We start from the raw sequence: 19,252 nt of genomic DNA on the forward strand, positions 1-19,252 counted from the left end.
ATTTATATTCCTAAGGAGTGTCTCATAAGTCAAATTTTTGACTATGAAACACTCTTTTTTGTTGTTTTATAGATGGATAGGTTAAATTATTCTAGTTTGATGAATCAGAACTATCACCGCCAGTGTCCGAGTCATGACCAACACTTTCGTTTTCACTAGCACTTTTCATAGATGCAGTAACAAAAGTTGCTGTCATCACAGCGTCCATCCACTCTGCTTCGGCATCTTTCGTAGTTATATTAGCGTTTTTATGTCCTGCTGTATCCGTTGTAGAGGAATGTTTTTTAGTTCTTTTCTTCAACTAAGAGTGCGGATTCATACAGTAAGAATTATTTTTTCAATTATTAAATAAGAAAAAATGGACCCATATTATAACTGACAGAGGTATGTTATTATCAGAATAAGGGTTTTACCCTTATTTACTTTTTATAGGAGAGTGTTTAACATGATTATCAAGTTCATTCGTTTACGTTAATTTTAAACACAATTCGTTATGCCCAGCTATTTTTTTCAAAACATGTGGGTTTATTCGAGTGTGTCTTTTTTTATTAACTAAATACGAATGAAATGAGGAGTTAATCATGACTGAAAAGATTATTAAAATTAATGAAATTGATATATGTACAGAGAGCTTTGGTAATTCAGCAGATCCAGCAGTTTTACTGATTATGGGAGCAATGTGTTCAATGGTTTATTGGGATGAGGAATTTTGTCAACAATTAGCTGATACGGGCCGATATGTTATTCGTTATGATAATAGAGATGTCGGACGGTCAACTACTTATGAACCGGGGAGTTCCCACTATACTGTGGTAGATATGGCTGATGATGCGATTGGGGTACTCGATGCATATCATATTGACGAAGCCCATATTGTTGGAATGTCATTAGGTGGAATGATTGCTCAAATTGTAGCCTTAAGGAACCCTCAGAGAGTTCTAAGTATAACTTTGATTGCATCAGGTATTTTTGGTTCTGAAGACAACAACCGGAATTTGCCTCCGATCGATGAGAAGATACTCGCTTACCATGCTAATGCGGCCAAACTAAATTGGTCGGATGAAGAATCTGTTGCAAATTACTTGGTTGCAGGATCAGCTTTACTCTGTGGTTCAAAGCATAAATTCGATGAGAAGAGGGCTAATAAGCAGGTAGAAAAAGAAATAAATAGAGCAAATAATCTACTGAGTATGTTTAATCACTCCCTTCTTAAAGGCGATGATTCTTATGAGGGGAAGTTAAAAGGAATCAATATACCTACTTTGGTTATCCATGGTACAGAAGATACAGTGCTTCCATACGAGCATGGTCTTGCTCTTGTTAATGAAATTCCGCATGCTTTGCTACTAACCCTAGAGGGATCGGGACATGAGATTCACTGCGATGATTGGGATCATATAATCAACGCTATTTCGAACCATACTTCAGTCCTGTAATCATTATAGGAATCGTATAAAACAAAAAACATTTGGAAAAAGGGCTACAATTGAATTTGTAACCCTTTTTTTCTATTAAAAATCAGTTTTGGAACTGTTACTCAGTTAAAGAATACTAATTGCTTCGTTTTCCTGGTTCAATTTCCACATCAGAAAATTTTCCACTCAACAAGTCATGCTCTAGTTGAATCTTCACACCAGCTGTATGACTACATCCTCCGGCACTAGGATAAGTAGTTGCGAATCAATCTGGAACTTGGAAGGTTGTAGAATCATAGGAAAGGATAACGTTTTTTGTAATAAAGTTTAACCGTTTGAAAAATGATTAACCTGAGCATTAAGCTTGCGAAATGAATAACCAAATAACCTGCTCCCTTTATTTTTTGATGGAAGGTTATTTGGTTTTATATTGGTATGAGTAAATTAAGGGTTTCTTAAGAACCTATTAAGAAATAAGTGAGTTTTAGGAACTAGAATAAATTTATCTTAACAGTAAATAAGAGAATTAATGGTTTAAACGGAAGTCCTTAGAGCATGTCAAAAAACTAATAAATAAGTATTTCAGGAGGTTTTTATGAAAAAGAAAATGATTATTGCAATTGGTGCTTCTGCTATAATACTGACTAATTTTGTAGGAAGTATTTATGCAGATTCGAAAACAGAAGTTTCTGTTACAGCTCCCTACAATACAAATCAAATAGCGGAATGGTTAGAAGCGCATGCAAAGCCTTTAAAAACAACTAATCCAACTGCATCTCTTAATGATTTAAAACCACTTAAGAATATGGTAGGATCAGCTTCAATTGTAGTTTAGGTGAAGCTACGCACGGGGCCCATGAAGTTTTTACAATGAAACACCGAATTGTAAATTATTTAGTATCTGAAAAGGGCTTTATCAACTTAGTTTTAGAAGAGGGATGGGATAGAGCTTTGGAACTTGATCGATATGTTCTTACTGGTAAGGGAAACCCAAGCCAACATCTATCACCTGCATTTAACACGAAAGAAATATTAAATCTACTTAGTTGGATTCAGCAATATAATGCTAATCCGAAACATAAATCTAAAGTGCGTGTCATTGGGATGGATATTCAATCAGTAAACGAAAATGTTTATAATAATATAATAGAATATTTAAAAAGAAATAATTCAGATCTTGTGCCTAGAGTAGAAGAGAAGATAAAAGACCTTATTCCTGTAACAAAGGATATGGATACCTTTGGCAGCCTTACGAAAGAAGATAAAGAAAAGTATATTTCAGATGCTAAACAAATCAGTGCTTTATTAGAACAAAATAAAAGTTATCTAAATGGAAAATCCAAAGAGTTCGCATGGATAAAACAAAATGCCCGTATTATTGAACAGTTTACTACAATGTTAGCGTCACCTTCTGATAAACCATCGGATTTTTATTTGAAACATGATATTGCAATGTATGAAAATGCGAAGTGGACTGAAGAACATTTAGGAAAAACCATTGTATGGGGACATAATGGACACGTTTCGAAAACAAATATGATTCCTTTTATATACCCTAAAGTAGCTGGGTAGCGTTTGTCGGAATATTATGGAAAACGGTATGTATCTATTGGAACATCTGTTTATGAAGGACGATATAATGTATATAATAGTAACGGTGAATTTGGCCCATATGGAACATTAAAATCAGATGATCCAAACAGTTATAACTACATCTTTGGACAAGTCAAAAAAGATCAATTTTTTATTGATTTACGTAAGGCAAACGGCGTGACAAAAACTTGGTTAAACGAACAACATCCAATTTTCTCTGGAATAACTACCGAAGGCCCTGATATACCAAAAACTGTTGATATATCATTAGGTAAATCGTTTGATATACTTGTTCAAATTCAAAAAGTGAGTCCATCTCAACTACATCAATAAATTTGTAATAATGTGGCTCAACGAAGTGTAGTATTGATGGTAGTGTTAAGTGTCAAAAGAGTTGTTTAAAAACACTTATTCCATTAAAGGGTCATTTAAAAACCAATAAGGACTTTTCTTTTATTATCAAACTCATTTAGGTACCTAGTATTTTCGTAGCCAGGCTTTTTATGTTTTACGGTTCTTTGATATTAGGGAGAGGAGATGTTTTAGAGTTTATCAACCTGTTCCATAGATAAGGGGAAAAATACCTTTCTTCAAATAACCTGTCAGTTAGTTAAGTAATTACACAAACTCATTTTAACATAATACCCCATTTTCGAATCGTAATTTTCTGAATAGTTGATGTTTAATGGGAATGATAAAAGCCGATTTCCATCGTTAATAGGAGAACGGCTTTTTTTGCGTGGTATTTGTGGTTAAAGTATCCCTAAACGAGTTTATACATCAGAATATCATCTACATATTCATTATCCTTCATTTTAAATTCTTTTATTTTACGGCCTTCTTCAATGAACCCCATTTGTTTGTATAAAGAGATTGCATGATGATTTGTTGAGAAAACTGCTAAACTTACTTTTTCAATGAGTGGATTTTTCTCTGCCCAGTCTAATAAAGCTTGTAGGAGCATTTTTCCAATTCCGAGTCCTCGGTAACTTTTACTGATCATGATTCCAAAGGAACCTGTATGAGACAATCGCTCTTTATTCTCGTTCATAAATACGATCCAGCCCACAACTTCACCATCTTTTTCAGCGACAAGTAAGGTTTCTCTCTCATTCTTCAATACGTTCTGTACCCATTCTCTTTGCTCGGATGATGTTTTTTTAAACTCTTCAGGTAACGAAATGAGAAAGTGGCCTTCAGAAACAACCGATTTCTGGATGTCTAAAGTTGCTTCGGAATCTTCTATTGTTCCTGTACGAATCATGTAACTAACAGTCTCTTTTGAAATTGACAATGATATTCCCCCTTATAAAAATATTTTGTTAATATTCTCTGCCACCCTGATAATCTCCTACTTACATTTTAGAAGGAAGTTTTGAAGTATTGTCGTATCTATTAAGTTGTCATCGGGTTTTAGAAACCTTGGCGATGGAAGGCACAGGTATTTACTTAATATAAGGGAGTGGGAAGATCTATGATTCATAGAGTTGGCCAAATTATGTTGTATGTAAATAACCAAGATAAGGCAGTGGAGTTTTGGACAGAAAAAGTAGGGTTTCGTGTCGTTGCTGAAGAAGATAACGGGCAAGGGATGAGATGGATTGAAATTGCTCCAGCAAAGGGCGCAGAAACAAGCATTATTTTGCAGAATAAGGAATTCATTGCTAAAATGTCACCTGGATTAAATCTTGGGACACCTTCTTTAATGTTTTTCACGGACAATCTCGATGAATTACGTAACGACCTATTAAATAAAAATATTACAGTCGGAAAAATTGTGAATATGCCTTTTGGCAGAGTATTTAACTTTGCTGATTATGAAGAGAATTACTTTGCTGTGATGGAGAAGAAATAAAGTGAAACTTCCATCAGTGGAGGGGCTTTATCCCCCACTGATTATTAGACTTCACGAATCGGGCTTTTACGGGTAGTTATCCTCACCTATCTTCCTCGTTGCTCTCTGAAGCTTGAAGTGGTAGTCTTACTGCCCGTTCATGCGGGATAAATTATCAAAACCTCCTGCTTATTGAACAAAAAGCAGGAGGTTTTCTATGTTTCAGAATCGAAAGGTGTCTTCGGACTCTATAATGATGCCGCCTACGAGTCCACGCCATCGAATGAATCACCGTGACCTGCTGCATCAGAACTATCGCTGTCAGTTCCTGAGTCATGGTCGGTATTTGAATGTTCATTGGCACTTTTCATAGAAGCAGTAAGAAAAGATGCTGTCATCACTGCATTCATCCAATTCGCTTCCGCATCTTTCGTCGCTAGATTAGCATCTTTATGTCCTGCTGAATCTGTTGTGGAAGAATGTTTTTTCAGGTCTTTTTCAACAGCACGATGTTTATTCATTGGTTTTCCAAAAATCTTCATGAGTATCATTAAGATGAAACAGATTACGGATAGGGTGAGGATAAACAAGATGAAGTATAAAGATAAATCTAGTATCTCTGTCATATGTATACCTTCCTTCATTTACTAAGTAAAGTATAAGAATAACAAAAAATTCGGCACTATGAAACAGTGAGTGTATATAGAAACACAAAGAGTAATGGAATTGATCCTGAATCAAGTATTAATTTCCATCTTGAATTAGGGGGGAACATATCTCTGTCGAGTTAGTGAAAATAGCTATATTTGCAAAATACAAAAATCCTCAGATGTGTTTATAGGTTCACACCTGAGGCTAATCTCAGCTACCAGCTAGCCACCTCAACATTCGCTTTTAACCATTTCTCCCAAAGGGGATCTTCTATTTTCAAAAAGCTTAATGACGTGCCTTGCATATCTAAAGAAGTTAGATGGGTACCAACTTTTACAAATCGAATATTCAATCCTTCCAGTTCACATAAACGGCGAATGTCGTTTGCAAATATATATTGTTCCATTAATGGAGTAGCACCTAATCCATTAATCAAGATGGCAAACTTATCACCTTTTTTCCAGCGGTAAATACTTTTGAGTTTATTCATCAGTTCGATCGCCAATTTTTCAGAAGAAGATAAGACTTCTCTCCGGTACCCTTTTTCTCCGTGGATGCCGACTCCATAGAAAACTTCATTGTCTTGCAGTGTAAAAGAAACGTTGTCTTGAGTAGGATTGGTTGCTGGAGAGAGCGCGACTCCTAATGTATGCAGATTACGGATAACAGAATGGCCGATGTCTGTTAATTGTTGTAGTGAATGGCCTTCAAGAGCTGCTGCTCCGAGTATTTTATGAACGAAAATTGTGCCAGCTACTCCTCGTCTTCTTTTATTGAAGGAAGCGTCATCTTCAATGGAAACATCATCATTTACAATGACATGATCAATCAGTCTTCCTTCTTGCTTTGCTAAAGATTCAGCAGTTAGAAAGCTTTCTACGTCAGCTTCGAAGTTTTTAATAATGAATAGGATACTTTTGTCTTTGGGCACAGAGCGAACTGCCGCTACGATTTGTTCTGGTGTAGGGGGAGTGAATATCTCACCGTTGACTGCTGCTGAAAGCATGCCTTTTCCTACATAACCAATATCAGCTGGCTCATGCCCGCTACCACCACCGCTTATGATGACAACATCTTGCTCGATTGCGGCAAGGTCTTTCTGATAAATGATGTTGTATTCTCTGTTATAAGATATTCTATCGCTATGTTCAAAATAAAAGCCATGTAACATATCCTCAACAATATTTTGAACATCATTCATAATTTTTTTCATTGTCTTTCCACCTTATGATTTGTTTGCTGATTGCTTTAGTAACAGGACTAATTGATTGTTTATCATATTTTTCATCATCGAAGACATGATAGACGGATCAATAGCGCAATGATTCTCAATCCAATCTTTTACTGTTCCAACAAAGCCATGACTATAAAAAGAGGCCAGTGTATCTTTTTTTACTTCAGAAATGTCTAATTTACAGCCAATTAATAGCTCATCGATAATTTTGATATATAAGTTTTTCGTATGTTCAAAGAGATAGTAATTAAATGAATTTTGCTCGATTACTTTAAATGCATTTCGGTAGAACCCTTGATTTTGATAAAAGTAATGGAATAATAGGTCGAAAATATTCTCCCATTTTTCATAATCGAGAAAATCTATAATATTTTCTTTCGTTTCTTCTCTATAAATCCAACTTAGCAATTCGAATTTATCTTTAAAATGATAATAAAACGTCTGCCTGCGCATCTGACAATTTACCATAATATCACTCACAGATATTTTATGAAATGGTTCTGTTTCCATTAATTGTTTTAGCGAGTTCGCTATGATTTTTTTGGAAATGATAGAAGAGCTCATGATAATCATCCCTACAAATTTATTCTTTTAATAATAACATCCTATCTCTAAATGAAGAGGGTGTCTTTGGACAAATCGTTCATTTTGTCCGTTTACCATAAAACGCTTTCATTTTACTATAGTTAATAAGAAGGCGCTTTCAAATATATCATAATTCAAAAGAGAATGTATTGTGAGCATGAATAGGTTAACGAAGAATATAACAAAGCTTATAGAGGAGGAATAATAAATGAAAAAAATTATAAATCAACCTGAAACGCTCGTTATGGAGATGTGCAATGGGATGGTTATGGCTCATCCGGAACTAGAGCTTTTGAAAAAGTATAAAGTAATCAAGAAAAAAGAAATGAACGAAGATAAGGTCACTTTAATTAGCGGTGGCGGCAGTGGACATGAACCGGCACATGCGGGGTTAGTAGGAAAAGGAATGCTGGATGCGGCGGTATGCGGAGATGTGTTTGCTTCTCCATCACAAATCCAGGTATATCAAGCAATTAAAGCAACTGCTAGCAAAAAAGGTACGCTGCTAATTATTAAAAATTACAGCGGAGATATTATGAACTTTAAAAATGGAGCTCATTTAGCTACTGAAGACGGAATTCAAGTTGAATATGTCCGCGTAGATGATGATATTGCGGTAGAAGATAGTCTTTATACAGTAGGACGTCGCGGCGTTGCAGGAGTTGTGTTCGTGCATAAGATTGCCGGTGCCGCAGCGGAAGCAGGCATGGATTTAATGCAGGTGAAAGCTGTAGCGGAAAAAGCAGCGGCAAATGTTCGAACAATTGGTCTCGCATTAACTTCCTGCACGGTTCCGGCTAGTGGATCGCCTACTTTTAAACTCGGTGAAGATGAGATGGAATATGGCGTTGGTATCCACGGAGAGCCAGGCAGAAAACGTGAAAAAATTATGACTGCAGATGAACTCGCTTTACGTATGACAAATGATCTTGTGAAAGATTTAGGCCTGGATGATGATGCTGAAATTGCTGTTTTAGTAAATGGTTTTGGCGGCACACCGCTTCAAGAACTATATCTGTTTAACAATGCAGTTACGAGAGAGTTAAGCAAAAGAAATATACGAATTAATAGAGCGTTTGTCGGTAATTACATGACGAGTATTGATATGGCCGGAATTTCTCTAACGGTGATGAAACTGGACGATGAGCTGAAAACATTGCTATCGAAAGAGTGTAATACACCGGCATTTAAAGTAGATGGACCAGTTGAGAGCGTAGAATACATTGATATTGAAGAAAAAGGAGGAGAAAAACCTGTTTCCTTTGAGACGGAAACAGCGGAAGAACACGCGGTCATCAAGAATGAGGTTATCACATTAAATAATATGATGTATCTTGTTGATAAAATGAGCGAAATCATTATTAAGAATGAAGTACCATTCTGCGAGTTGGATACGCATGCAGGTGATGGTGATTTTGGGATGAGTGTTGCGAAAGGATTTAAGCAATTAAAGAGAGAATGGAGCTCGATTTTAAACCAAGAACGTTTAAATATAGGAACATTTTTAGATGCGTGTTCTATGGTAATTATGGAACATTGCGGAGGAGCTTCTGGCCCAATTTGGGGCGGTGCTTTCCGAGCGGCAGGTAAGGCGATAGATGGAAAGATAGAATTAACAGTCCGAGAGTTTGCTGAAATGCTGGAAGCTTCACTAAAAGGGATACAGTCTATTGGTGAGCGCTCTTTCGGAAGAGGAGCAGAGGTAGGCGATAAAACGCTAGTAGATGCACTTGCACCTTGTGTAAATGCTTGGAAAGAAAGTGCTACAACGGGTGCGGATTTTAAAACTGCTTTTGAAAAAGGAGCAGAGGCCGCTGTTAAGGGAGCAGAATATACAAAAGAAATCGTAGCTCGAATGGGCCGCGCTGGTACAGTTGGTGAAAGAAGCTTAGGGTATCCGGATGCTGGTGCTTATGCGCTAGGGGTTATTTTTACGGAGCTTTCTCGTAGCCTAAAATAGTGGCAGTTTGTGTTTCTGGATACTGGAAATTCCAAAGTATGTAGATAAATAGAAGGAAAATAAGAAAGAGAAAACGCTAAAAAGGTACCTGATGAAGCAACAGGTACCTTTTTTATTATTATTCTTTTCTATGTAGATATCTTTAATGGATTCTATATTGTCCCATTAGTTTTTCTTGACCCATTCGAACTAAACGCTTTGTAATTTCTCCACCAACAGAACCATTCGCACGTGCAGATGTCTCTGGACCAAGTGTAACCCCAAATTCGCTTGCAATTTCATATTTCATTTGCTCAATTGCTCCTGCTGCACCAGTTATAAGAATCTCATTTGAATTATCGTTATATCCTTGGATATTCAATTTCAACACCTCCATTTAATTTGTATATAATGTTCTTCTAACTGTAGATAAGTATGTATACCAATATCAGGAAGTTTTATGATTTCATTTGATAACGATGTCTCCGGATTTCTTGTAAGCTCTAAATGAAAGGTCTTACCCAAAGTTGAGAAAAATCCACATATCCAAAATATTTCATCTTAATATTTGTTAAATCTGATGAAAAAGGAATCTGGCGTTTATCATAGTATAAGGGAATCATAATAGAGGATTCTATCAGTTCTTTTTCAATCTTTTTATTTAATGTGGCCCACTTCTCAAAATGTGTATGTTTGTATGTAGCGAGTTGCTTTTTTAATGTTTTATTTGTTTTTAAAATCTTAGCCAATGGTGAATATCTAGCCGTTAGAAAATAATAAAATGATATCTCTTGATTCATTTCAAATACTTCACCATGAATAAAGAGATCAACTTGTTCATTAAGTTTTTCATCCCTAAGGTAGTTTTCGAAAGGAACCCACTTCACTTGAAAAGGTATATTTTCCTTTTCGAAGACATTCATTAACCATTTTGTTGTTGTTTCTGTATACTGAGTAGCTTTTATAATAAGCGGTTCTGTAAATTCGGGACGTTTTCTTTTTGGAATATTGATTTGATGATCTGTGTCTTTTAAGCAACTTTTTATATTTGAGGTTTTCTGAGAATCATATTCGTGAATATGATTCATATTGTTAACGATAATATAATGCAAGTAATTACGAACATCTTTATGTTGAATTGATGAATTGCGCCAAGCGTTCATAATTATAACACCGAACCCTGAATTTCTTTCTACTTGAAACGTAGAATTACTTTCATGGTGTTTGGAAGATTGATAAATAGTATCAAATTCTAGAGGAACCTGAATGAATTCTACTGTATCTAGCAAAGGTCTTTCTTGAAAATAATCATGAAATGCTATTAATGATGTTTTCTCCTGGTTATTGTCTCCTATATAAAAACCACCTGTCCCTATAATTAGACCGTTATTTTCTTTATAAATACTTGTATTGATCATACATAACATTTGTAAACAATAGCTACACCCATCTGGATAATTTATATCAATAATTAATGGTGATACAATGTCGATTTTTTCTATAGGTGCCCATAAGTCTTTATAGTATTTATGACTACGTAGTTTTGAGAGACATCGTTTCACGTCATCCGCTGTTAAGATGGATCCATCATGAAATTTTATAGACTTTTTTAAATATAGTCTAAGCTTAGATTGAGTTAAATCCCAACTGTGAGCTATTTCAGGAAATATGTGCCCCTTTTCATCCATATAAACAAGTCGATTGAAAACGTTCGCGACAATATGTGCACTATGTACATCGGCAGCTTCTAGCGGATGTATTGTTAAAAAGGGCTTTCTTCTAGGAATAATTAATTTATCATTCGAATTATGTATATAACCAAATTTAGAATGAAACTTAGTCATCAAGCGTAGTTTACTGTTTGGAGACCAATTATATAGTAAATATTTACTGCTTTTTTCAACAGGTTGTTGATCCATCATTTCCATTACTTGTGACTCATAGATTTGTTCTATATGTTTCAACCATTGCAGGGAGGAGGCATTTCCTCTGCCTTTTCCAGAAGTAAAAATCAGCCAACCTTCATCCATCCATTTATGTAAGTAACGCACAGTTTGCTTTGTACTTAAATTTAAAAAATCTGCTAGGTCGTTTATTTTTATATTTCCTGAAGAAAATGATTGCCATAGATTCAATAAATTTTTATCCATTTTCCTATCTCCTTCTATAAGTGGACATGTTTTTCTGAATGTGTCCATTTTTAGTTTGATAAGTCTAGTTTAATATAACATTAGATAAAAGGGGGAGATGCGATGAATTGGAAAGAATTTGAGCAAAATATAAAAGTACGCTTAATTACATCGTTTTTTAATCGTGCTGTTACATCAGCAGTAATGCCTTTCATGGCATTGTTTTTTGCTCAAGAAATAAATAAAATATGGGCCGGATTATTTTTAATCTTAACGGTTATTTTAAGTTTTTTTTCAAGTTTAATAGGGGGGTACATTTCAGATCGCTTTCAACGAAAGAAAATCTTATTGTTAACTTCTTTTTCTAGTACTGTAATGTTTTTATTCATGACCTTAAGCTTATATCCTACAGATAAAATGATTTGGTTATTTGCAATCGCTTATGTAGGATTTGTAATATTTAGCAGTCTTGGTCGCCCATCCATGCATGCTATTATCATAGACTCAACTACACCAGAAAATCGAAAAGCTATTTATACAATTGACTATTGGCTTATGAATCTTTCTATGGCAATTGGTGCAGCATTAGGTGGACTTTTATATACCAATCACCAAAAAGAATTGTTTATATTACTGACTTTTGTTTCTGCTACATTACCAATTGCTTATAAAATTTGGCTAGTTGCAGAAGTGAAAGAGTGCTTAGAAAAAAAGCATGAAAATATCGTGCTTGATCTCATTCAAAACTATAAAGTTGCGATTCAAGATAGAGCATTTTTAAAAGTTGTAATAGGGTCTACCTGCATATTTGCGGCAGAGTTCACTTTAAATAGTTATATTGGTGTACGACTTTCCGAAACATTTCATCCAATAAGCCTTGGGAACTTTGAAATAGTAGGGGTAAGGATGCTCAGTATTCTTAACATACAAAATATGCTGTTAGTAGTATGTTTAACGTTTGTTGTAAATAAATTTACCGATCGTTTAAGTGGAAAAAAAGCGTTACTTTTCGGACTTGTGCTCTATGGTATAGGCTATGTGACAGTAACATCTGCAAACACTTGGTACGTATTGGTTATTTTCAATTTTATTGCTACTGTTGGTGAACTTGTCTACTCTCCAATCAGAAATGCACAACAAGCTAATATGATTCCTGCTGATAAAAGAGGGTCGTATTCAGCTTTTGCAGGTCTATCAGATATTGGCGCGGATTTACTTGCAAGAATGACTATTATCGTTGGTGCATTTTTGGCTCCTACGATGATGTCCGTTTACATTGGTATCATTGTAATAATGGGGACATTCCTTTTATACACTGGACTGTTTGTTAGAACTAATAGTCAGTCTCAGGAAAGCTTAAATAAAATGTCATCGTAATAGCGTGTAAGGTGAAAAAATGGCTTCGATATTGCATCGAAGCCATTTTTTCTAGGGAATTCCATCTATTTTTGATACATTAATAGTTGAGAAATATAAATAAGGGGTAGAGATGCGGAAATGGAATTATTTGATTATTATAAGCGGAAAGGGAGATTTAAGCTTCTGATTGGAGCAGGTATTTTTCTATTTGCACTATGGGATGTATATGGAACTTGGGGAATGGTGAATTGGGGACAGACTATCTTTATTATGACCGTTTCTTCTGTTTTCCTCGGAATTGGATTTTGGCAACTGCGAAAAGGGAATGTGATTCAGAAGAATGCGGTGAAAAGTGATGTAACGTTTTGGGATGTTGATACGTTTGTCGTATTGGAATTGCCGAAACGAAATGCACAATTTGGTTTATACCATCCTGATGGAAGGTATATTGCTGGAACAAAAATCATTTCATCCAACATTCTGTTTTCCGTGATCCCTTTTTTAGGGAATCGAGATGTGTATGGATTAGAAACGAACAACGGGGAAATTCTTGCCTATTTTCATACGGAAGTTGATGGGTATGATTGGGTAATCTATGATTCGAATTATAACCAGATTGGTATGTTTAAGGAAAAGATGATACAAGGATTTACCATAGTACGTGGTTCTTTAATGGCGGATAAAGAAACGAAGTTGTCCGATGTAGAAGTGGAGTTTGATTTTATCCAAAGTACGCTCCGTACAATAGACGGACGCACACTAGCGATCGGTAAGCAAGGGTATATGCCGATAGAATGGAGCGAAAGATTTATGGGGCTTAATGTACCTACTATTACATTCGGTTCCAATGCATCTAACAATGAAAAAATGTTAGGTCTAGCGGTGTTCCTTTATAGTTTACGTATAATTGAGATTCGAAAAGCTAGAGCGAGTGTTTAATAGGAAAGTACTTTTAATCTGTTTATTTATATATCTTACAAAGATGTCACTTTTCTGTAAGGTTATTAGATAGTTACTTTATAGTTTCAATGTCATAATAAATGTATAAGAAATATAAGTACATAAGGAGAGTGTCAGTTATGATTGTAACAACAACTTCAGGAATTCAAGGAAAAGAAATTACCCAGTATGTGGATATTGTAAATGGTGAAGCAATTATGGGTGCAAATATTGTTCGTGATTTATTTGCTTCTGTTCGTGACGTTGTCGGTGGCCGTGCAGGTGCATATGAAAGTAAATTAAAAGAAGCACGTGATATTGCGATGGAAGAAATGAAACAACTTGCGCAGCAAAAAGGAGCAAACGCTATTGTTGGTGTTGATGTAGACTATGAGGTTGTTCGCGACGGTATGTTAATGGTTGCGGTAAGTGGTACTGCTGTACGTATATAAAATAAAAAACCCTTTAGAGTAGATATACTTTAAAGGGTTTTTTTATATTTTTTAATTTTCTCAATATTTTATAGGCGTAAATGTGATAGAGTAGTAAGTGGATGGGAGTCCAATTACATATTATTAAAATTAAAGTGGTTATCAAGTCGGAGAGGGGCACTCATGAGAGTGTCTTTTCTTTTTTATAAAAGGTTCTATTAAAAATATAGTTGTTTAATTTTTGATATAAGATACTTCACTACACTAAAAAATATAACAATAAAGTCGTTTGGAAATCTAAGCTTTATTCAACGATAGCGCCCTTTTATGAAATAAAGGAATAGATGTATTTATACAAAGATTGAATATTTTACAGGATTTCCGAATCCTAATTTTTCTCAAAATCATAACTGCTGGAGTGAACTCCAGCAGTTATGATTTAAATTTTCCTTCACCTTCCTACCCGTTAGTTCAGTAACTTCAACAAAAAGAGTGTCAATCTTTCTTGGATCAACACTCCGATACTAAGCTAATTTTTAACATCTTACATATTTACGTTTGAAACCAAGTCTTCCTTTATCAATTTCTTTATGAATACTTTCGTAAGCATTTAGAAAACTGCTTTTTTTCTTGTCCTGTTTTACTTCTACTGTACCTACTTCCTTTGCGGTCTCGACTGCCTTTTCATGTAGCGGCACATATGAAATTCCTACGGTGTATAGAAAATTATTCATAGCGGATTTCGTTCGTTCTGGCGAATCATGAATCGTATTTTTCACCATTTCAAGCATATTGGAAATCTTGCTTTCGGAAAATTCATTGTCTAGGCGATTCCCTAAAAGCCAGCAGTAGCAACTCCAGCCCGCTGACATTCTCAGCTCGTCACCGCTTGCAATCCATTTATCAGCAACGTCTTGCGCAAAATCTGACTCTGATAAAGTTACTGCCACCACATAATCGGACAGCATATAAAAATACGCCCCATCTATCCAACGATCAAAATCCGACTCACTCATAGCTTTTGGGTTTGCAATAATGCCTGCAAAGTACATTGCATCGTAGTTACCTGTGGAATAAAGCTCTTCAGCTAAATGTTGATTTATTTTTATTTTCTTTGCGATTGGTTTCATAGCACCTGTAGCTACGCCAAAAAGCGGCTCGTGCGCACCATTGGATATGTATATTTTTTTCGTTCGTTCCTTACCGAGGGCTTCAAGCTCCTGCATAACTGTTTCGAAATCCATAGTTTTGCACTTCCTCCTTTAATATTAAGCAATTGTAACCAATTAGTTTATATTCTTAATCAAGTCTTCCATACTTCTCAATTTTACCATTAATCTTATCCAAGTAGGATGTCTACTGTCTATGTATGGCTTTGTATGAAAGTTTGAGAAAAACAATGGCTTAGAATTAATTTTTTATTAAACAGCTTAACAATTTCTGTAACGAATAGAGTCGTCATAATCGGACTTTGTTTACTTTTTTTAATGCCTCCAAGGAATCTGGTAATAGTTTGGCTATCGCTTTTAAAGGATCTGTTGATTTTTGCGTTAAACAAAGCATCATCGCACCTTCAATTGAAGCTGTCATCAACACTGCAATATCGGAAGCCGTTTCATTCGAAAAGCCTTCCGTTACAAGTTTTGCATAGTAAATGTGCTGAATGTTTTCATATAGCGCACTACATGCGTTGCGGACAGGTTCCTTCACCGTGACCATTTCACTGATAATGCTGCTAAATGTATAGCCGGTAATGGTACCCTCTGATTCTAAAATGCGAATCAACGTATCAATCAGTGATTGGGTGGCTTCCTTAGCTGATAGGTGCTCTTTGAAAATAGCCTTAATATCTGTAGTGATTGCTTCGTTTAAAGTTTGTAAACAAGTAATTAATAGCTCTTCTTTACCATTTGGAAAATGATGATAGAGCGCTCCTTTTGTCACGTTACAAGCTTTTAAGATCTCATTGAGTCCGACACTTTTATAGCCTTTCTGCTGAAAAAGGCTTGTAGCAGTATCGATTATGAGTGATTTTGTATCCATGTTTCTTCCCTTAACATACCAACTGGTACATTTGTTAGTGTAGCAAAATAAATCCTCATGATGTAAGTGTTTTATATTATTTTAACCGAGAAGCCTCCTTCCTTTAAACGAAGTGAAGGTGGGAGATGAATCATTTTTTTCTCAAAAAAACGTCTCTTTTTTGTAGAACATATGTTTGTTTTGGTGTATAATAATCTTATCAAATAAAATGAGGTAAAAACAGGTGAAGAAAGCGTATTTTTCGAAACGGATCTATAAGACAGATTGACCCCATGAGATGGTAGATGCAGTCACATAGACAATCGAAACATGTAATCGGGCGAAACGATTTGTATTTCAAATGATTGTTCGGGAAAAACGTTGGAACCGTAAGATGCATGACAAAGTGTTCTGCCCTCGATATAAGAAAAAATAGCTGTACCTGTTTTGTTTTCCTTTCGTTGGAAAATAGAGTGGGTCGTCTCACATAAAGTGAAACTTTAATCAGTGGGGGTTTTCTTCATCCCCCACTGATTATTAGCCCTCACCAATCGGGCATTAACGAGCAGTTGATCCCCCACCTAACTTCTTCGGTTTTCTCTGAATCTTGAGGTGGGGGTCTTACTGCTCGTTAATGCGGGATAAAGACACTACTGAAATCTATATCGTTTCATCCCCTTTGTTGAACGTGAGGGACTGTTTTTGCCTTAGCAGAAACAGGAGAATCCCCCAACGCAAGCTCGTTTAGAGGTAGGTGGGGGTAGTTCAATCAATAAAAGAAGGTTAATTTTGTGACGGTTATTTTGGCTTCCTTTCAATTGCATAAGGATGGATTTATTCTCCTTTACTCTGAATCACAGGCTGATTACCTGTGATTTTCTAATTTGAAAGGAAGCGGTATTGTGGTTGAAAAATAAAAAGTGCAGAGAACGTGATGGATTGATAATTAAGGTTGTGCCTTGTTCTAATTATTTGAAAGAAGGAAGAGAAGGAGTTGGGGTAAATAAGGAATGATGTAAAATATTTTTACGTTTTATAAGGAATTAGAAAGATATATTATCTGTAAAATAAACAAGCTGTGGCAAATGAGACGATTTCAGAAGGCATTTTAAATAATGGATTACCGCTCATTATATTTGTTTATGGTGGAAATATCGGAGGAACTTTATGGAAAATAAGATTAATTCTAGAGTAATATTAATAACTTTCATCATTGGTGCATTTTTCGTAATATTAAACGAAACCTTATTGAATATTGCTTTAACTAAGTTAATGACTGTATTCAACGTTGATGCTCCAACTGTCCAGTGGCTGGCAACTGGATTTATGCTTGTTATGGGTGTTTTAATGCCAATTTCCGCATCATTAATTCAATGGTTCACTACAAGACAATTGTTTATAGGTGTTATGACTATTTTTTTAATTGGAACAATGATTGCTGCTTGTGCAGTGAATTTTCCAATGTTGTTAATCGGTCGTATGGTACAAGCTATTGGTACAGGGGTGTTAATCCCTGTTATTATGAATGCTTTGCTCTTACTTTATCCTCCTGAAGTGCGTGGGAAAATTATGGGGACCTTTGGCTTGGTTATCATGTTTGCACCTGCACTGGGGCCTACTATATCGGGGATAATTGTTGATCTATTCGGTTGGCGATGGTTATTCTTATTTGTTATACCTTTCGTGTTATTTTCAATTGTATTTGCGTTAAAATATTTACAAAATGTCGGAGAGGTTACACGTCCTAAGATAGATATGATATCAATTATTCTCTCAACGATTGGTATTGGTGGAATGATTTATGGTTTTAGTAGTGCTGGAGAACATGCAAGAGGTTTCTTATCAACAACAAGCATTTCTATTATCGTGATTAGCATCATTAGCTTAGTCCTATTTGTTCTACGCCAGTTGAAATTAGAGCAACCACTATTGGATGTTCGTGTATTCAAATACAAAAATTACACAAGAGGCGTCAGTCTTTTTGTTATTGTGATTATGGCGATGTTTGCATCTGAAATTGTAATGCCAATGTATTTACAAGGACCTCTCGGATACACTGCGAAGGTAGCTGGATTATTGTTATTGCCAGGTGCGTTATTAAACGGATTAATGTCGCCAGTAATGGGTACTTTATTTGATAAATATGGTCCTAGAAAATTAATCATTCCTGGTACAATTATGTTGGTTGGGGTCATGATATTCTTTAGTAATATCACGCCTTCTATACCGATATGGTCTTTCATAATGGTATATATCATATTGATGCTATCTATTTCAGCAATTATGATGCCAGCTCAAACAAATGGATTAAATGAATTACCGAAGCATCTATATCCACACGGCACAGCGATTGCAAATACTTTGCAGCCAATTGCAGGAGCACTTGGAGTCTCTATCTTTGTAAGTATTATGACCCAAAGTACTCAGAGTCATATTGAAAAACAATCAACTCCAGTAACCGAACAATTAATGAATGAAGCCATGACAATCGGCGTGCACCATGCCTACTGGTTTGCTTTATTCTTATGTTGTATTGCTTTCGTTATTGCGTTATTTATCAAAAAGGCAATGGCTCCAGAGTCTGATACGGAGTCTTGAAAGTAAGGTTTTCATTCGATAAGTGAATAGATTTATCATATATTGTTGAATCATTAGATCCTCATTTTTTAGTGGCATCACTAAAAAATTAATATTAATAATTTTTCATATCAATAAAGTAACGTAAAAAAGCATCCAAAACGGTTGCTTTTTTCTTTGTTATGATAGAAATTATATGTAGAGTTATATGTTAATGAACAATGCTAGGATAATTAATCCAAATAGAAATAATAAGAATCCTAAAATAAGCCACATTCCATTGAAATTAAACATAGTTGAGTTCTCCTTGTGATATAGGATTAGTTTAATATATGATAGCACCAATTGAAAAGGACAAGCATATATTATAGTGTAGGACAAGCTAGCTTAGTCTTATACTAGGGAAACTCCACTCCCAAAAGAGCATCCACTGGCACAGGGTGCTCTTTTTTATTGAATAAAATGGACATTTTAACGGTAGTGGTAACAGTTAAGAATGATACCCTGCAGGATGTTGTAAGGTTAATTTATAGTATAATCTAAT

15 protein-coding genes and 3 pseudogenes are annotated in these 19,252 nt (G+C 35.3%); 9 read left to right on the forward strand and 9 right to left on the reverse strand.

Going from position 1 to position 19,252, the window contains the following annotated elements; all coding sequences use genetic code 11:
• Nucleotides 1-581 precede the first annotated feature (581 nt).
• Nucleotides 582-1,436: an alpha/beta fold macrolide esterase gene (gene mle, locus KFD70_RS07030; protein ID WP_431613057.1), complete on the forward strand. Its 855-nt coding sequence runs from the start codon at nt 582-584 to the stop codon at nt 1,434-1,436.
• A gap of 124 nt (nt 1,437-1,560) precedes the next feature.
• Here the strand turns inward: mle and KFD70_RS07035 are convergent.
• Nucleotides 1,561-1,761, reverse strand: a pseudogene (locus KFD70_RS07035) (hypothetical protein); the annotation flags it as partial.
• A gap of 249 nt (nt 1,762-2,010) precedes the next feature.
• Between KFD70_RS07035 and KFD70_RS07040 the strand changes: the two are divergent.
• A pseudogene (locus tag KFD70_RS07040) lies at nt 2,011-3,341 on the forward strand (erythromycin esterase family protein).
• 430 nt (nt 3,342-3,771) lie between these two features.
• Here KFD70_RS07040 and KFD70_RS07045 read toward each other — a convergent pair.
• Nucleotides 3,772-4,302, reverse strand: coding sequence for a GNAT family N-acetyltransferase (locus KFD70_RS07045; RefSeq protein WP_336450826.1), 531 nt, complete (start codon nt 4,300-4,302; stop codon nt 3,772-3,774).
• Between the two features lie 180 nt (nt 4,303-4,482).
• Here KFD70_RS07045 and KFD70_RS07050 point away from each other — a divergent pair, with 180 nt between their 5' ends.
• A complete protein-coding gene (locus KFD70_RS07050; protein ID WP_431613058.1) occupies nt 4,483-4,863 on the forward strand; it encodes a VOC family protein in 381 nt (126 codons plus the stop codon).
• A gap of 242 nt (nt 4,864-5,105) precedes the next feature.
• Here KFD70_RS07050 and KFD70_RS07055 read toward each other — a convergent pair whose 3' ends face one another.
• The 3 genes from KFD70_RS07055 to dhaS form a co-directional block, all read right to left on the reverse strand.
• A complete protein-coding gene (locus KFD70_RS07055; protein ID WP_431613059.1) occupies nt 5,106-5,468 on the reverse strand; it encodes a hypothetical protein in 363 nt (120 codons plus the stop codon).
• A 239-nt stretch (nt 5,469-5,707) separates the two neighbouring features.
• A complete protein-coding gene (gene dhaQ, locus KFD70_RS07060; RefSeq protein WP_431613060.1) occupies nt 5,708-6,706 on the reverse strand; it encodes a DhaKLM operon coactivator DhaQ in 999 nt (332 codons plus the stop codon).
• Between the two features lie 12 nt (nt 6,707-6,718).
• On the reverse strand, nt 6,719-7,291 hold the full coding sequence (gene dhaS, locus KFD70_RS07065; protein ID WP_431613061.1) for a dihydroxyacetone kinase transcriptional activator DhaS: 573 nt from the start codon (nt 7,289-7,291) through the stop codon (nt 6,719-6,721).
• A 229-nt stretch (nt 7,292-7,520) separates the two neighbouring features.
• Between dhaS and dhaK the strand changes: the two genes are divergently transcribed.
• The gene (dhaK, locus tag KFD70_RS07070) at nt 7,521-9,272 is read left to right on the forward strand and encodes a dihydroxyacetone kinase subunit DhaK (protein ID WP_431613062.1); all 1,752 of its coding nucleotides are present in this window, start codon (nt 7,521-7,523) and stop codon (nt 9,270-9,272) included.
• A gap of 142 nt (nt 9,273-9,414) precedes the next feature.
• On the opposite strand, the gene KFD70_RS07075 is transcribed toward dhaK, so the two are convergent.
• Together KFD70_RS07075 and KFD70_RS07080 are read right to left on the reverse strand one after the other, a co-directional pair.
• A complete protein-coding gene (locus KFD70_RS07075; protein WP_336450832.1) occupies nt 9,415-9,633 on the reverse strand; it encodes an alpha/beta-type small acid-soluble spore protein in 219 nt (72 codons plus the stop codon).
• A gap of 121 nt (nt 9,634-9,754) precedes the next feature.
• The gene (locus KFD70_RS07080) at nt 9,755-11,401 is read right to left on the reverse strand and encodes an ABC transporter substrate-binding protein (protein WP_336450833.1); all 1,647 of its coding nucleotides are present in this window, start codon (nt 11,399-11,401) and stop codon (nt 9,755-9,757) included.
• Nucleotides 11,402-11,503: 102 nt separating this feature from the next.
• Here KFD70_RS07080 and KFD70_RS07085 point away from each other — a divergent pair, with 102 nt between their 5' ends.
• The 3 genes from KFD70_RS07085 to KFD70_RS07095 all read left to right on the forward strand — a co-directional run bounded on the left by KFD70_RS07085 (nt 11,504) and on the right by KFD70_RS07095 (nt 14,130).
• Nucleotides 11,504-12,757: an MDR family MFS transporter gene (locus tag KFD70_RS07085; protein ID WP_431613063.1), complete on the forward strand. Its 1,254-nt coding sequence runs from the start codon at nt 11,504-11,506 to the stop codon at nt 12,755-12,757.
• 120 nt (nt 12,758-12,877) lie between these two features.
• The gene (locus KFD70_RS07090) at nt 12,878-13,678 is read left to right on the forward strand and encodes an ABC transporter ATP-binding protein (RefSeq protein ID WP_336450835.1); all 801 of its coding nucleotides are present in this window, start codon (nt 12,878-12,880) and stop codon (nt 13,676-13,678) included.
• A gap of 140 nt (nt 13,679-13,818) precedes the next feature.
• Entirely contained in the window at nt 13,819-14,130 is a 312-nt protein-coding gene (locus KFD70_RS07095; RefSeq protein ID WP_336450836.1) for a heavy metal-binding domain-containing protein, read from the forward strand.
• Between the two features lie 515 nt (nt 14,131-14,645).
• Here the strand turns inward: KFD70_RS07095 and KFD70_RS07100 are convergent.
• Nucleotides 14,646-15,353, reverse strand: a complete 708-nt coding sequence (locus tag KFD70_RS07100; RefSeq protein ID WP_431613064.1) for a DNA alkylation repair protein — start codon at nt 15,351-15,353, stop codon at nt 14,646-14,648.
• A 214-nt stretch (nt 15,354-15,567) separates the two neighbouring features.
• The gene (locus tag KFD70_RS07105) at nt 15,568-16,152 is read right to left on the reverse strand and encodes a TetR/AcrR family transcriptional regulator (protein WP_336450838.1); all 585 of its coding nucleotides are present in this window, start codon (nt 16,150-16,152) and stop codon (nt 15,568-15,570) included.
• Between the two features lie 223 nt (nt 16,153-16,375).
• On the opposite strand from KFD70_RS07105, the pseudogene KFD70_RS07110 reads away from it, so the two are divergent.
• Both KFD70_RS07110 and KFD70_RS07115 read left to right on the forward strand, forming a co-directional pair.
• A pseudogene (locus KFD70_RS07110) lies at nt 16,376-16,531 on the forward strand (IS200/IS605 family accessory protein TnpB-related protein); the annotation flags it as partial.
• Nucleotides 16,532-17,298: 767 nt separating this feature from the next.
• A complete protein-coding gene (locus KFD70_RS07115; protein ID WP_336450839.1) occupies nt 17,299-18,729 on the forward strand; it encodes an MDR family MFS transporter in 1,431 nt (476 codons plus the stop codon).
• Nucleotides 18,730-19,252: the final 523 nt, after the last annotated feature.

The sequence above is a fragment of the Bacillus pfraonensis genome, assembly GCF_050768835.1.
In the GTDB taxonomy this organism is placed as follows: Bacteria; Bacillota; Bacilli; order Bacillales; family Bacillaceae_G; genus Bacillus_A; species Bacillus_A pfraonensis.